The organism is Pseudomonas sp. PDM27 (assembly GCF_019219205.1).
Classification (GTDB): domain Bacteria; phylum Pseudomonadota; class Gammaproteobacteria; order Pseudomonadales; family Pseudomonadaceae; genus Aquipseudomonas; species Aquipseudomonas laurylsulfatiphila.
In genome coordinates this window covers 187,736-201,591 of the sequence record NZ_JAHUWF010000008.1, presented here as the reverse complement: position 1 = coordinate 201,591, position 13,856 = coordinate 187,736, and the positions used below count along the sequence as shown (strand labels likewise).

Below are 13,856 nucleotides of genomic sequence, written 5' to 3'. Positions count from 1 at the left end.
TACACAACAAGGGGGCGAGATTGAATGCTTTTGCGCGGATAGAGTCCAGCACGCCGGTCCAACTTCGCGATTGGCGACGGTTGGACAGCTATTTTGGAAAAGGTTTTACGACGGGCAAAAAAAAAGCCCGCTGGGGAAACGGGCCAGGTGTTGCTTTCTAACGGATGAGTCGAGACTACGGAGGTTGTTGTGAAAAGTTTGTGAAAGATCACCACTTTAAAAAATTAGTCATGAAAACCTTTCAGACATGAAAAACCCCGTTCAATGACGGGGTCTGCCTGGGTTCGCCTACTTCCTGACCGGTGCTGTCACCTTGGGCAGGAACTTGCCCTTCAGGACCCGGCACGCCCTGGTCTTGATCTTGTCGACCTCTGTCTGGTCTTCGCCGAAACTGGCCACATACTGGGTCTGGCCACACTGCACGCAATTGTTGATCGGAAACTCTGCGCCATCGTCCTCGATATACGGATCAGCCATCTCTTCACCCCTTTCAACGAGCGGGATCGACACCGGCAAGCCCTTTGCCTGAAAAATATCGACCGCCAAGGATTTTCAGACTAGCCGGTCACTAATGGACTTTCCGTTCGAATTTCCATGTGACCGACGAATGGCTGCGATCCCTCATCGCAACTTGACCGCTGTCCCGGTCACAAACACGACGACCATCCCGCCCTTGCCGGCCGGCATGCTGATCTCATAGTCAAGCCCCACCACCGCGTCCGCCTGAAGCGCCCGTGCACGTTCCTTGATTTCATCGGTGGCCTGAACGCGTGCTTCGTTCAACGCTCGCTCCAGCGTCTGGGAGCGCCCGCCGAAAAAGTCGCGCATTCCGGCAAATACGTCACGAACAACGTTGATCCCTTGCACTGACTCGGCGCTGACGATGTCCAGGTAGGCGGTAATTTGCCGGCCTTCAATGGATTGGGTTGTGGTGGTGATCATTGCTGTTTATTCCTGTTCAGATATTCGGCCAGCGCATCAAACGCCGGCAACGTCACGGGGTCATTGGCCGAGTTGCTGGCCACCGGATTCGATACGTAACGGACGATGCCCTACTGCTATGCTGAAAGATCGGTTCCCTGCGCTGGAGACCATCAGCATGGCGGCAGAAGGCAATCATTCCTCGTTCACTTGCAAGGCTATGGCCTACTCGGCTGCAGGCTTCCTTATCGCCTTGATCATTGCCACAAAGCTGCTCGACACTTACTTCGAGCTGACGTTGTTGGCAGAGACCAAGGGCTGGCTGCTACGTACATGGAGCTGGCTTCAGCTGGAAACGCCAATACCGAACTGGTCGCTACTGACGATTATCGGGGCTTTCGTCTGCACCCTGACTTTAGTGATTTACTACTACCGCAGCAACGACGGAGCTTACGGCGAGCTACATGAAATAGAGCGAAAAATTTACAAAAAGAACAACCCACAGTTTCCACAGCTGACAGATAACCAAACGCTGCTGATGGAAGCCTTGGCCTATCACGCAAACTTCAGAAAAGTTGCAAACCTGGACTCGATTTGCAAACTGGTCTCACTCAGCAAGCTGGAAGTTGAAGAGGGTCTGAAGCAACTCCAGGCTAAACGTCTTGTGAATCAAAAAGTGACTCGGGGCACGTTCGGCGCCACCATTTTTGAACTTACCCTGGCAGGTAAGGACTATGCGCAAGAGCGGTTTGAGCTGACGTAGTGGCTTTTTCTGCCACAATTTAAAATGAATGTGGTGCAGGCCAGTGAGCTTGGCCATTTCTTTGCAAAAAGCACTGATGCCATTGCGGCAGTCCGACTCCGCAGTCACACCTGACCAGCTACCGCAGTGAACACAACCTTAGGCATGCGCTTCGCGATCAAGAACGTCGGCGACCCACTGATTGATACTCTTGTGCGCTAACTGCGCTTTTACCGCGACCGTTGCATGCAGTGCGGGGGCCAGACGCAGACTCAGATTGCCCGAATAGGGTTTCTGCGGTGCACGTCCGAGCTTGGCGCACGTTTCCAGATAGTCGGTGACGGCCTCTTCGAACGCCGCTCGGAGCTCCTGGACTGACTCGCCGTGAAACCCAACGACATCCTTGATGCCTGCGATGTGGCCGACAAACAGGCCGTCTTCGTCGCTGTACTCAATTCTGCTGCATAGCCGTTGTAATTCATCACGTTCACGGCGTAACTCCTGCTTGTTCAAGGAAAGCCCGAGCGTCACGCACCTGGTAGGGCTTGGCTTCTTTGTCGGGGTGGGGACGGTGAAAGGTGGCCACCACGCCATTGAGTTCAAAACGTACTCGCGATCCATTGCCTTCAATGGTTCTGGCGCCTGCTGCGCCGAGCAAGGACTCGATACGCGCCCATTCCAGCATGGCCGGGGTAGCTGCGAATGACAACGCCGACGCATGAAGCGCCCCTTCAACACGTGCGAAGAAAACGCCGCTTACCCAGCAATAGGAAAGCGGCGTTTTCGTGTCTGAGGTTCAGATTTTGTTTGGGGCGGTTACAAGAATATCCGGTGGGTCTCGCTGAAGTTGTAGGCAAAATCTGAGAGTTGCGTAAGGAGGTACGCTGCTTATTGTTCCCATATCGCCTTTTTTCAGACGCAAAAAACCACAACCCCCTGACTCTCTCTAGGAAAATCAGGGGTTTGTGTTTACTAAATGTGGCGGTGAAGGAGAGATTCGAAGACCGTGCGGCAACACAAATTGCACTTCGTCTTCCTGAACACAAAAAGCGGACCGCCATACGTCAATGACTTCGTAGTACGTGACCATTTCTTCAAGGCTCACTTGCTCGCGGCCAGGGTTCGCTATCGAGGGCCTGGCCAATGCCGGCATACCTACGCCAGTCAGTTGTTGACTACCGGGGTGGCCTCGGTCGACTGGATCGCCGAGCAGATGGGGCATACCAACGGGAATATGATCCGCCAGCACTACGGTACGTGAATCAACGAGGACGGACCGGATGTTGTTGGAATGCTGCAGTTGGCATTCAATCTTTAGAGGTTGGAACACCAACATTAACGGATAGCCATCGGCCACAGTTCTCGCTAAAAAATAGGGATTGTAAAATGATGGCATCCCACGCTAGCCTTGGCAAAACGCCAGCTAAGGATCTGCAGGAATAGTGCCCTTCATTGACTGCCTCACATCCCCACCCAATCGTCAAGCGCAGCCCACTGCCGCGTTTAAACGTACCATTTAGCTTTATCGTCGGCTCACTTCATTCAATGGTCAGTAAATAGGTTCGTTTTTTTATTTGCCGACTAACACATTTTTTAGTCCTTAAGGATTAGTAATGTCTAAGAAATATCAAGTTTTCATCAGCTCCACTTATCAGGATCTCGTAGAGGAGCGCGAGCAAGTAATAAAAGCCGTCTTGGAAATGGGTCATATCCCCGTTGGGATGGAGATGTTCAGCGCAGCAGATGAAGAGCAATGGAAGATCATCGCCAGACAGATTGACGAAATTGATTATTACGCGGTGATCGTCGCTCACCGCTACGGTTCTGTGACGCCAGAAGGGATTGGCTATACCGAGAAAGAGTATGACTACGCAATTGAAAAGGGGGTTCCCATACTGGGTTTCGTTATTGACAACTCTGCCCCATGGCCTAGAGATAGATGTGAGACTGAAACAAAAGCCCAGCAGCGTTTAGCGAGCTTCAAGATTAAAGTTAAATCAAGGTTGGTAAATTTTTGGTCATCAAAAGATGACTTGCATGGAAAATTCTCAATTTCTTTAATGAAGGCGATCACTGGTAATCCACGAACTGGATGGATTAGAGCGGACCAAGTCACTGGCGCTGAAGTTACAAAAGAGCTGACACGCTTGAGCAGCGAGAATGCCAGCCTCAGAGAGCAGATCGAGAAAATCAAGAGAGCAGAAGATACGCAAGTTGACGAGGTTCGTTCGGCAATACGAATTCTTAGCGCCAACAAGAGAAGTCTAGGTGCAAGAACTAGAGACAAGCCTAAGTGGGAAGATGTTACATTCAAAGAAGTAACGCTTGCAGATGTGTTCCATTGGGTTGCGAAGAATATGATCGTCGAAAACTCCAGCGAAGACATTGGTAAAAATATTGCACTCCATCTAGAGGGCCCTTCTTACGCTTTACACTTTCCAATCGGCAAAAATATTGTAATCGACATTCTTGCCGACCTTGCCGCACTAGAGCTCGTAGAGCCCTCTAAGAAAAAACACTCTGTAAGCGACACTGCAAGTTATTGGTCTCTTACTAAGCTAGGCAAGCAAGTACTTAAAGAATTTCGTCGCGTATTGCTGGAAGAGGGTATCCAAGCATCCGAGATACTAACCGAAACAGAATAGAGCCTTATTTAAGTTGACTACAATAATAATCTCGACCTAGCCAACAAGTAATACACCGCTTGAGTAGAGTACGTCGGTGGACGAGAAAGCAAAATCGAATTAAGGCTCGAAGCCAAGATATCTACAAAGCTAGGGGCGACTCCAGTCCCTAGTTTCATCGATCTTTTATTTATATTCGTCCTGGCCGGGGCGCCTTCCGGTGGGGGTGCCACAAACCACTGAAAAGAACGCGATGCCATCCTCCTGGGTGACAGTCCCGACCGCTTGACAATAATCCGGCGCTTCCTGCCCCCTTCAAGAATTAAGCGCTTGAACACGCCATAGCGGCTTTGCGGCGCATTTCTTTGATGGAGCGATGTCCCAATCTAAGTAGACGACACCGAGGCCTGACGACTGGGGCTTCGAGATGAACGACCTCCCCTCAATCCCATATTGTTCCATACAGCCCTTTTTCAGACGCAAAAAACCACAAACCCCTGACTTTCTCTAGGAAAATCAGGGGTTTGTGTTTACTAAATGTGGCGGTGAAGGAGAGATTCGAACTCTCGATACAGTTTCCTGTATACACACTTTCCAGGCGTGCTCCTTAAGCCACTCGGACACTTCACCGTATCTCTTCAAACATGTTCTGTCTGTCGAGGCGCGCTAATGTAGTCGAAAGCTTTTCCGATGGCAAACATTTTTTTCAGAATTTTCATGCGGTTAACGCGATTCAGCGTTTGCGCTCCCTCTGGGCCATGGCAAACCGGCCAATCTCCGGCTTCGTGCCCTCCTCTATATAGAGGGGAATGCGCAGCAGGCGCGGCGGGCTGCGCCTGGCGGGTGGGCAAAGGGTGACTGGCGGGTCAGTCACGGCGCTTTACCTGGCCTGCGGCGGTGGGTAACGTCTGCCCAACTTTATTGAAAGGAATAGCGTCATGAGTGAGTTGATTTCATACCATCTCGAAGACGGTATCGCGACCCTGACCTTGAGCAATGGCAAGGTCAATGCCATCTCCCCGGATGTGATTGCCGAGTTCAATGCTGCGCTGGATCGGGCAGTGACTGATCGTGCAGTGGTGATCATTACCGGGCAGCCGGGCATTCTCTCTGGCGGTTATGACTTGAAGGTGATGACGGCGGGTCCTAGAGAAGCCGTGGCACTGGTGACCTCCGGCTCGACCCTGGCTCGCCGCCTGCTGTCGCACCCCTTCCCGGTGATCGTGGCGTGCCCGGGGCATGCGGTGGCCAAGGGTGCATTCCTGCTGTTGTCGGCCGACTATCGCATCGGCGTAGACGGTCCGTTCAGCATCGGCCTGAACGAAGTGCAGATCGGCATGACCATGCACCACGCGGGCATCGAGATCGCCCGTGACCGCCTGAACAAAGTGGCGCTTCAGCGCTCGGTGGTCAACGGCGAGATGTTCAACCCGCAAGGCGCCGTGGCTGCCGGCTTCCTGGATGGCGTGGTGTCGGCTGAAGAGCTGCAAGGCACGGCACTGGCGGCGGCTCGTCAGTTGAAGAAGATCAACATGACCGCGCACAAGAACACCAAATTGAAAGTGCGCAAAGCACTGCTGGAGGCCCTGGACAACGCGATCATCCAGGACCAGGAGCATTTGGGTTAAGCCCGGATCCGCTGCAACGAAAAGCCCGACCGTCGTGTCGGGCTTTTTTGTACCTGTCCTGGTTAAACATCTGTAACCGCTCTAGACCGTGTGTGACCCATCAGTCGGAAACATCAGCACAAACATCGGCTATCTCTCACGACTCTGGCAGCAATTGCCGAAAACAGTGCACATCCGTACACTGCGCCACCTTTTGTCCCGGTGGGGCCTGTAAATGCTGTTTTTGTTCCGTATGTCATTGATGGGCCTGCATTTTATCGTGGCGGGTGTGCTGGGTGTGATCCTCGGCCTGTGCCGGCCTTTCAACCCGGACAACAGCCGCCTGTGCGCACGCCTGTATGCGTGGCCGGCCATGTGTATTTTGCGTTTGCGGGTGAAGGCCGAAGTCGGGCCGTTGATGGATAAACCAGACAGCTGCGTGATCGTCGCCAATCATCAGTCCAACTACGACCTGTTTGTGTTTGGCAACGTGGTGCCCCGCCGTACCGTGTGCATCGGCAAAAAGAGCCTGAAATGGGTGCCACTGTTCGGGCAGCTGTTCTGGCTGGCCGGCAATGTGCTGATCGACCGCGGCAACGCGCACAAGGCGCGCAAGTCGATGTTGACCACCACCCACACCCTGCAAAACAAAGACACCTCGATCTGGGTGTTCCCGGAAGGCACGCGCAACCTGGGCGAGGAGTTGCTGCCCTTCAAGAAAGGCGCCTTCCAGATGGCCATTGCCGCCGGAGTACCCATCGTGCCGGTGTGTGTCAGCAGTTACGTCAAACACATGCGATTGAACCGCTGGCGCAGCGGGAAAATCCTGATTCGCTCGTTGCCGGCGATTCCCACCGCCGGATTGAGCCTGGACGACATGCCCCTGCTGATTGCCCAGTGCCGCGAGCAGATGCGTGAATGCATCGAATCGATGGACCGGCAACTGCAAGCCGCCTGAACAAGAAAACCCGCCTGGTGCGGGTTTTCTTTTGCCTGCGAGACTTTACCGGCGAACTCGGCAGATTTAACTGACTCTCAAACCCTTGCGAGGCTAAGCTGATCGACACTGCCGTTGCATTTGTTGCCAATTGAAAGCTGCCAAGAAGAAGTGAATCACCATCATGGGTAGAGTTGTTGCTGCTGCGGTTTATAGCGCCGGTAAGAAAGTCACCAATATCACCCTCGACGAAGGCGCAGCCTGGGCGGCAAAGCCCGGGCACTTTGTCTGGATCGGCCTCGAGGAGCCGAATGCCGAGGAACTCTACAACCTGCAACGCCAGTTCAACCTGCACGAGCTGGCCATTGAAGACGCCCTGGAAAAACACAGCCGGCCGAAGCTGGAAACCTTCGGCGATGCGTTGTTCATCGTTACGTACTCGCCGATTCGCAATGAAGGCAAACTCGAGTTCATCGAAACACATATATTTGCGGGCAAGGGTTACATCATTACCGCACGCAACGGCCATTCGGCTTCCTACGCCTATGTCCGACAGCGCTGTGAGGCACGTCCGATTCTGCTGGAGCACGGAGAAGATTTCGTACTTTACGCCATCCTCGACTTCGTCATCGAAAACTACCAGCCAATGGGTGAAGCCATCCATGCTGAAATCGATGAGCTGGAACGCAACGTACTTTGCAGTGCACTGAATGAGCATGACATTCAGAAACTTCATGGCTTGCGCCGGGATGTCTTGCGCCTGCGTCGTTACGCGGCGCCGATGGTGGAGATTGGCGAGGAACTGCAAAAGCTGAGCTTCCCGTTCATCGACAAGAACATGCGCCCGTACTTTCGCGATGTGCAGATCCATGTAACGCGGCAAATGGAAGACCTGACGACCCTGGCGGATATTGCCAGCCAGACAATTGAGGTCGGGGTGCTGCTGGAGGCCTCTCGCCAGAGCGTGGTGCAACGCAAGTTTGCGGCCTGGGCGGCGATTCTGGCCTTCCCGACGGCGGTGGCGGGGATCTACGGGATGAACTTCCAGAACATGCCGGAGTTGGGCTGGCACTACGGCTATTTCGGGGTGCTGGGGTTTATTACGGTGGGCTGCGTGGGGTTGTGGGCGAGTTTCAAGAAATCGGGCTGGCTGTAGGAGCGAGCTCGCTCGCGAAAAACCTGAGAGCACCGCGGGCTGTCAGGTTTGGCGCGTTATCGTTCACGACCTTCGCGAGCAGGCTCGCTCCCACATTGATCTCTGCAACACCGAAGATCCACTGTGGGAGCGAGCCTGCTCGCGATGATTTCAGCCTTTGACTGCGGTCGGCTTGTGCGCGACAAACCGCATCATCCATTCGGCAACCGTGGTGCCGTGGTGCTCCTGCTCCAGGCTCGCAATGCCTTTCGAGTAGATCTGCTCACCCAGTGCCTGTTGGCGAATCTCCAGCAGGGCGCGGGAGTAGTCGTGGATGAATTCCGGATGCCCCTGGAAGCACAGCACCTGGTCGTTGATGTGATAGGCGGCATAGGGGCAGAAATCGCTGGAGGCGATGACCGTGGCGTTTTCCGGCAGCGACGTGACCTGATCCTGGTGGCTGATCAGCAGTGTCAGTTCCTCGCGTACAGGACTCATCCATGGCGCCTTGGCGGCCAGTTTGTAGTTGTGGGTGCCGACACCCCAACCCTGGGTCGCACGCTCGCTCTTGCCACCGAGCAGCAATGCCAGCAACTGATGACCGAAGCAGACGCCGAGCAACTTGTCGCCACGCTCGTAGCGGGTCAACAGGTACTTCTTGAGGGTTTCGATCCACGGGTCGGTGCCGAAGGAATCGGCCTTGCTGCCCGTCACCAGGTAGGCGTCGAATGTCAGGTCGTCGCTTGGGTACTCACCCTGCACCACGTTGTAGACGGTGAACTCGGCGGCAATCGGCTGCTGCGAAAACAGGTGTTTGAACATCTGCCCGTAGCCCTGATATTGGTCAACCAATTCCGGACGCAGGTGGTCGGTTTCCAGAATGCAGATGCGTAACGACATAAAAAATACCTGACACGTGATGGGAATAATGCACACCCCAGAGCCTGCCTTGAAACACGGTGACAAGGCAAGCCCCGAAATGTGTCATCGCGCCCTTAGAAGGCCTCCCCTTTCGCCGCTTTTTCCAGTAGCAATGCAGGTGGCGCGAAGCGTTCGCCATACTGCTTGGCGAGGTACTGGGCGCGGGCGACAAAGTCCTGTACGCCGTACTGGTTGATGAACTGCAGTGCACCGCCGGTCCAGGCGGCGAAACCGATGCCGAAGATCGAGCCGACGTTGGCGTCCGCCGTCGAGGTCAACACGCCCTCCTCCACACAACGCACGGTTTCGATGGCTTGCACGAACAGCAGGCGATCACGCACATCCACTGGCGAAATCTGCCCGTCGGCTTTCTCGAAGCGTTTTTTCAACTCCGGCCACAGGTGTTTCTGGCCGCCCACCGGATACTCGTAGAAACCGCCACCGGCAGCCTTGCCCGGACGCTTGAACTCATTGAGCAGCAAGTCGATGACGGCAAACGCAGGATGTTCTGTCAGCGGCTTGCCTTCTGCTTGCAGGTCCTTGGCCGTTTGCAGGCGGATATGGTTCATCAGGCTGAGGGAAACTTCATCGGAGATCGCCAGCGGCCCTACAGGCATGCCGGCCTTGCGTGCTTCAGTCTCGATCATCGCCGCGTTCACACCTTCGCCCAGCATGGCAATGCCTTCGTTGGTGAAGGTGCCGAACACCCGCGACGTGAAGAAACCGCGGCTGTCGTTGACCACAATCGGGGTCTTCTTGATTTGCAGGACGTAATCGAATCCGCGGGCCAGGGTTTCGTCGCTGGTATTGGCGCCCTTGATGACTTCCACCAGCGGCATTTTTTCCACGGGGCTGAAAAAGTGCAGGCCGATGAACTTGCTCTGGTCGGGCACGGCGCACGCCAGGCCGCTGATCGGCAAGGTCGAGGTGTTGGACGCGATCACTGCGTCCGCGCCGACGACCTTCTGCGCGGCCAACGAGACTTTGGCCTTCAGGTCACGATCCTCGAACACCGCCTCGATGATCAGGTCGCAACCGGCCAGGTCGGCATCGTTTTCGCTGGTTTGAATGCGCGCCAGCACCGCGTTACGCTGCTCGATGCTCATTTGTCCGCGGCCGACTTTCTTGTCCAGTAGCGCTGCCGAATGCGCTTTGCCTTTCTCGGCTGCGGCGAGGTTGATGTCCTTGAGTATCACTTCAATACCCGCCGACGCGCTGACAAACGCAATGCCGGCGCCCATCATCCCGGCGCCGAGCACGCCAACCTTGCGGGTGACATAGGGCGAAAAACCTTGAGGCCGCGAGCCGCCGGCGTTGATTTCGTTGAGCTGGAACCAGAATGTACCGATCAGGTTTTTCGAGACCTGGCCGGTGGTCAGCTCGGTGAAGTAGCGGGTTTCGATCAGGTGCGCGGTGTCGAAATCCACTTGCGCGCCCTCGACCGCTGCGCAGAGGATTTTCTCCGGCGCGGGCATCGTGCCCTGGGTTTTGCTGCGCAGGATAGACGGGGCAATCGCCAGCATCTGGGCGACTTTCGGGCTTGACGGTGTGCCGCCCGGAATCTGATAGCCCTTCACGTCCCAGCGTTGTACCGCCGTCGGATTGGCCAGAATCCACGCCCGCGCCTTGGCCAACAGATCTTCGCGGTCGGTCGCCAACGCGTCGATCAAGCCTGCCTGCAATGCCTGTTGCGGTTGCACCTTCTTGCCTTCCAGCAGGTACGGCAGGGCTTTTTCGATCCCGAGCATGCGCACCATGCGCACCACGCCACCACCGCCCGGCAGCAGGCCGAGGGTGACTTCCGGCAGGCCGAGTTGCACCGCAGGATTATCCAGCGCCACCCGATGATGGCAGGCCAGGCAGATCTCCCAGCCGCCGCCGAGTGCCGCGCCGTTGATCGCCGCAACCACCGGTTTGCCGAGGGTTTCCAGGGTGCGCAACTGCCCCTTGAGGGTCAGCACCATGTCGTAGAAGGCTTTGGCTTCGGGCTTGCCGACCTTGATCAATTCATTGAGGTCGCCGCCGGCAAAGAAGGTTTTCTTGGCCGACGTGATGATCACACCGGCGATGTTGTCCTTGTCGCCCACCAGGCGCGCGACGCAGTCGGCCATGGCCTCGCGGTACGCCGCGTTCATGGTGTTGGCGCTCTGGTCCGGCAGGTCGATGGTCAGGACGACAATGCGGTCCTGGCCTTTTTCGTAACGAATGGCTTCGCTCATAATTGGGTTCCTTGAAGTCCGGGCTCAGAGGCGTTCGATGATGGTGGCAATGCCCATGCCGCCGCCGACACACAGGGTCGCGAGGCCATAACGCAGGCGTCGGGCTTCCAGTTCATCCAGCAGTGTGCCGAGGATGGCGCAACCGGTGGCGCCCAGCGGGTGGCCCATGGCGATGGAGCCGCCGTTGACATTGACCTTGTCCGGATCGACCGCCATGTCCTTGATGAATTTCAACACCACCGAAGCGAACGCCTCGTTGACCTCGAACAGGTCGATGTCTTCGACCCGCAGACCGGCCTTGGCCAATGCCTTGCGGGTCGCCGGCGCGGGGCCGGTGAGCATGATGGTCGGGTCGGTACTGGTGACCGCCGTGGCGACAATCCGCGCCCGGGGCTGCAGCCCCAACTCCCGGCCCTTGGCTTCGGAGCCGATGAGCATCAGCGCCGCGCCATCGACAATCCCGGAGCTGTTGCCCGGGGTGTGAACATGATTGATCCGTTCGACATGGCTATAGACCCGCAGCGCGGTGGCATCGAACCCCATCTGCCCCATCATCTCGAAACTCGGCTTGAGCTTGCCCAGGCCTTCCAGGGTCGATTCGGCGCGAATGAACTCATCGTGATCGAGCAGGATGATGCCGTTCTGGTCCTGCACCGGCACCAGCGACTTGTTGAACGAACCGTCGGCCCGCGCCCGCGCTGCCTTCTGCTGGGAATGCAGGGCGTAGGCATCGACGTCCTGACGGCTGAAGCCTTCAAGGGTGGCGATCAGGTCGGCACCCACCCCTTGGGGCGTGAAATGGCTGTGCAGGTTGGTCGCCGGGTCCAGCGCCCAGGCGCCGCCATCGCTGCCCATAGGCACCCGTGACATCGACTCGACGCCACCGACCACCACCAGATCCTCGAAGCCGGAACGCACTTTCATTGCGCCGAGGTTGACCGCCTCCAGCCCCGAAGCGCAGAAACGGTTGATTTGTACCCCCGCCACACTGACATCCCAATCGGCCACCTGGGCGGCGGTCTTGGCGATGTCAGAGCCTTGATCGCCAATCGGTGTCACGCAGCCGAGCACCACGTCATCGACCTGGCTGGTGTCCAGCGCCGTGCGCTGCTGCAGCGCGGTGAGTAAACCGGCCACCAGGTTCACCGGCTTGACACTGTGCAAGGCGCCGTCGGCCTTGCCTTTGCCACGGGGCGTGCGTAATGCGTCGAAAATCAATGCTTGGGTCATGACGTCCTCGAACCGCAGTGCAGGAGAGTAAAGGCAGAGTGCCCACTCTTGGCCCGAGCCGCGCTTGATTCAATGACCGCAGCGCTCACAGTTGTTGACGCACACGCTCAGACGGACGGTCATGAACGACCGGATTAACCGATTCAGGACACCAAGCTGTCTAGCCAACGGGCGGCAAAGAAGCTGGCAATAGGCCTCATACCTTTTTTAAAGCGAATCGTGACAACACCATACGAAATGGATCTAAACCAAGCGCTGCGCGGGCTCTAAGGTGAACTTGTACGAAGTTGTCGTCGGGTTTTGCCGAGGCGCTCGTCACTACAGGAAGTGCAACGCGCTGCCATCATGGAGATATGCAGGCAGGCATCAGGAAATAACAATAAAGGCGGTCAAGCCATGTTCAAACAATCGAAAGTACGTCAAGCCGGGCTCATTCTTTTTGCCACCACGCTGTTGTTGATACTGCCGAACCTGACCAAGGTGATCGGCTAGTCGCGTCTAAAAGATACGGCGTCACAGTTTTTGAATTGCCACTATCAAAATGTGACTGGCCCGCTACCCGGGCCAGCGTGGCTGTGCCACCCTTCATGGCACTTCCACGACATGGACGGCGATCACTTTGAAAATGCTCATTCTGCTCGGGGCCCTGCTGATCGGCTCGCCCCTTTATGCCGCACAGCTGAATCTGGAGCTGGGCGCAAACAGTCGCACCTGGCAGACGGAGGAATTGCTCAAGCATCCTCAGGTGCAAACCATCACCATCAGCAACGACGTTTCCTACAAACGGGACATGAGCTACCGCGCCGTGCCTCTGTCCGCCCTGCTGACCGGCATCAAGCCTGACGACCACCTGCAAGCCGTGGCCCTGGATGGCTTTGCCGCCGAAATGGCCGCGGCGCCGCTGCTCAATACCCAAGGGGCACGGGCCTGGCTGGCGATTGAAGACCCGGCCAAACCGTGGCCGGCGCTATCGGAAGGCAAGCCGGGTGCCGGACCGTTCTATCTGGTCTGGACCGATCCGCAGGCCGGCAACATCAGCCCCGAGCAATGGCCGTTCCAGGTGGCGAGCATCAAGCGCCTGGCGCCCGTGGCCGAGCGCTTCCCTGCCCTGCTGCCCGATCCGTCCTTGAAGGCCGATGATCCGGTGAACAAGGGTTTTGCCTTGTTCCAGAAGAACTGCCTGGCGTGCCATCGACTCAATGGCGCCGGGGATGCGCAGTTCGGGCCGGACCTGAATATTCCATACAGCCCGACCGAGTACTTCGGCGCGGACTTCCTCAAGCGCTACATTCGCGATCCACAGAGCTTGCGCCAGTGGCCGCAGGCGAAGATGCCCGGGTTCTCGGCCGAGGTGTTGCCGGATGGGGACCTGGGGATGCTGGTGGGGTATTTGCAGCATATGGTTGGGCGCAAGATTCAGCACTAGCACTGACATGATCCCTGTGGGAGCGAGCTTGCTCGCGATAGCGGTGTGTCAGTCACGGTAGTATCGACTGAAAGGTCGCCATCGCGAGCAAGCT

At 56.6% G+C, this 13,856-nt stretch carries 11 protein-coding genes, 1 tRNA gene and 3 pseudogenes; 7 read left to right on the top strand and 8 right to left on the bottom strand.

Annotated features, from left to right (window positions below; all coding sequences use genetic code 11):
* Window positions 1-288 precede the first annotated feature (288 nt).
* Together KW838_RS18085 and KW838_RS18080 are read right to left on the bottom strand one after the other, a co-directional pair.
* Window positions 289-477 (bottom strand): hypothetical protein, encoded by a 189-nt coding sequence (locus tag KW838_RS18085; RefSeq protein ID WP_033047548.1) that lies wholly within the window; start codon window positions 475-477, stop codon window positions 289-291.
* Window positions 478-621: 144 nt separating this feature from the next.
* Window positions 622-942 (bottom strand): YbjQ family protein, encoded by a 321-nt coding sequence (locus KW838_RS18080; protein ID WP_218502094.1) that lies wholly within the window; start codon window positions 940-942, stop codon window positions 622-624.
* A 157-nt stretch (window positions 943-1,099) separates the two neighbouring features.
* Between KW838_RS18080 and KW838_RS18075 the strand changes: the two genes are divergently transcribed.
* Complete coding sequence (locus KW838_RS18075; RefSeq protein WP_218502092.1) at window positions 1,100-1,684, top strand: hypothetical protein; 585 nt, start codon at window positions 1,100-1,102, stop codon at window positions 1,682-1,684.
* A gap of 138 nt (window positions 1,685-1,822) precedes the next feature.
* Here KW838_RS18075 and KW838_RS18070 read toward each other — a convergent pair.
* Together KW838_RS18070 and KW838_RS18065 are read right to left on the bottom strand one after the other, a co-directional pair.
* A pseudogene (locus KW838_RS18070) lies at window positions 1,823-2,154 on the bottom strand (type II toxin-antitoxin system HicB family antitoxin).
* Window positions 2,151-2,348, bottom strand: coding sequence for a type II toxin-antitoxin system HicA family toxin (locus tag KW838_RS18065; RefSeq protein ID WP_218502281.1), 198 nt, complete (start codon window positions 2,346-2,348; stop codon window positions 2,151-2,153). Before KW838_RS18065 ends, KW838_RS18070 begins: the two are co-directional and overlap by 4 nt.
* Before the next feature lie 306 nt (window positions 2,349-2,654).
* Here KW838_RS18065 and KW838_RS18060 point away from each other — a divergent pair.
* Both KW838_RS18060 and KW838_RS18055 read left to right on the top strand, forming a co-directional pair.
* A pseudogene (locus KW838_RS18060) lies at window positions 2,655-2,924 on the top strand (site-specific integrase); the annotation flags it as partial.
* 352 nt (window positions 2,925-3,276) lie between these two features.
* The gene (locus tag KW838_RS18055) at window positions 3,277-4,308 is read left to right on the top strand and encodes a DUF4062 domain-containing protein (RefSeq protein WP_218502089.1); all 1,032 of its coding nucleotides are present in this window, start codon (window positions 3,277-3,279) and stop codon (window positions 4,306-4,308) included.
* A gap of 519 nt (window positions 4,309-4,827) precedes the next feature.
* Here the strand turns inward: KW838_RS18055 and KW838_RS18050 are convergent.
* Window positions 4,828-4,917 (bottom strand) — tRNA-Ser (locus KW838_RS18050).
* A 308-nt stretch (window positions 4,918-5,225) separates the two neighbouring features.
* Here KW838_RS18050 and KW838_RS18045 point away from each other — a divergent pair.
* The 3 genes from KW838_RS18045 to KW838_RS18035 all read left to right on the top strand — a co-directional run bounded on the left by KW838_RS18045 (window position 5,226) and on the right by KW838_RS18035 (window position 7,987).
* Complete coding sequence (locus KW838_RS18045; protein WP_218502087.1) at window positions 5,226-5,915, top strand: crotonase/enoyl-CoA hydratase family protein; 690 nt, start codon at window positions 5,226-5,228, stop codon at window positions 5,913-5,915.
* Window positions 5,916-6,129: 214 nt separating this feature from the next.
* Window positions 6,130-6,852: a 1-acyl-sn-glycerol-3-phosphate acyltransferase gene (locus KW838_RS18040; RefSeq protein WP_102702386.1), complete on the top strand. Its 723-nt coding sequence runs from the start codon at window positions 6,130-6,132 to the stop codon at window positions 6,850-6,852.
* A gap of 163 nt (window positions 6,853-7,015) precedes the next feature.
* The gene (locus KW838_RS18035; RefSeq protein WP_102702385.1) at window positions 7,016-7,987 is read left to right on the top strand and encodes a magnesium and cobalt transport protein CorA; all 972 of its coding nucleotides are present in this window, start codon (window positions 7,016-7,018) and stop codon (window positions 7,985-7,987) included.
* A 150-nt stretch (window positions 7,988-8,137) separates the two neighbouring features.
* Here the strand turns inward: KW838_RS18035 and KW838_RS18030 are convergent, their stop codons facing one another.
* The 3 genes from KW838_RS18030 to KW838_RS18020 all read right to left on the bottom strand — a co-directional run bounded on the left by KW838_RS18030 (window position 8,138) and on the right by KW838_RS18020 (window position 12,336).
* Window positions 8,138-8,866: an amidotransferase gene (locus KW838_RS18030; RefSeq protein WP_218502085.1), complete on the bottom strand. Its 729-nt coding sequence runs from the start codon at window positions 8,864-8,866 to the stop codon at window positions 8,138-8,140.
* Between the two features lie 95 nt (window positions 8,867-8,961).
* Complete coding sequence (locus tag KW838_RS18025; protein WP_218502082.1) at window positions 8,962-11,106, bottom strand: 3-hydroxyacyl-CoA dehydrogenase NAD-binding domain-containing protein; 2,145 nt, start codon at window positions 11,104-11,106, stop codon at window positions 8,962-8,964.
* Between the two features lie 24 nt (window positions 11,107-11,130).
* On the bottom strand, window positions 11,131-12,336 hold the full coding sequence (locus KW838_RS18020; protein ID WP_102673289.1) for an acetyl-CoA C-acetyltransferase: 1,206 nt from the start codon (window positions 12,334-12,336) through the stop codon (window positions 11,131-11,133).
* Between the two features lie 603 nt (window positions 12,337-12,939).
* Between KW838_RS18020 and KW838_RS18015 the strand changes: the two are divergent.
* Window positions 12,940-13,762 (top strand): annotated as a pseudogene (locus KW838_RS18015) (cytochrome c).
* Window positions 13,763-13,856: the final 94 nt, after the last annotated feature.

Excerpts from the sequence above, each read along its gene's own strand:
- KW838_RS18085 (WP_033047548.1), bottom strand. The coding sequence starts at position 477 with ATGGCTGATCCGTATATCGAGGACGATGGCGCAGAGTTTCCGATCAAC.
- KW838_RS18080 (WP_218502094.1), bottom strand. The coding sequence starts at position 942 with ATGATCACCACCACAACCCAATCCATTGAAGGCCGGCAAATTACCGCC.
- KW838_RS18075 (WP_218502092.1), top strand. The coding sequence starts at position 1,100 with ATGGCGGCAGAAGGCAATCATTCCTCGTTCACTTGCAAGGCTATGGCC.
- KW838_RS18065 (WP_218502281.1), bottom strand. The coding sequence starts at position 2,348 with ATGCTGGAATGGGCGCGTATCGAGTCCTTGCTCGGCGCAGCAGGCGCC.
- KW838_RS18055 (WP_218502089.1), top strand. The coding sequence starts at position 3,277 with ATGTCTAAGAAATATCAAGTTTTCATCAGCTCCACTTATCAGGATCTC.
- KW838_RS18045 (WP_218502087.1), top strand. The coding sequence starts at position 5,226 with ATGAGTGAGTTGATTTCATACCATCTCGAAGACGGTATCGCGACCCTG.
- KW838_RS18040 (WP_102702386.1), top strand. The coding sequence starts at position 6,130 with ATGCTGTTTTTGTTCCGTATGTCATTGATGGGCCTGCATTTTATCGTG.
- KW838_RS18035 (WP_102702385.1), top strand. The coding sequence starts at position 7,016 with ATGGGTAGAGTTGTTGCTGCTGCGGTTTATAGCGCCGGTAAGAAAGTC.
- KW838_RS18030 (WP_218502085.1), bottom strand. The coding sequence starts at position 8,866 with ATGTCGTTACGCATCTGCATTCTGGAAACCGACCACCTGCGTCCGGAA.
- KW838_RS18025 (WP_218502082.1), bottom strand. The coding sequence starts at position 11,106 with ATGAGCGAAGCCATTCGTTACGAAAAAGGCCAGGACCGCATTGTCGTC.
- KW838_RS18020 (WP_102673289.1), bottom strand. The coding sequence starts at position 12,336 with ATGACCCAAGCATTGATTTTCGACGCATTACGCACGCCCCGTGGCAAA.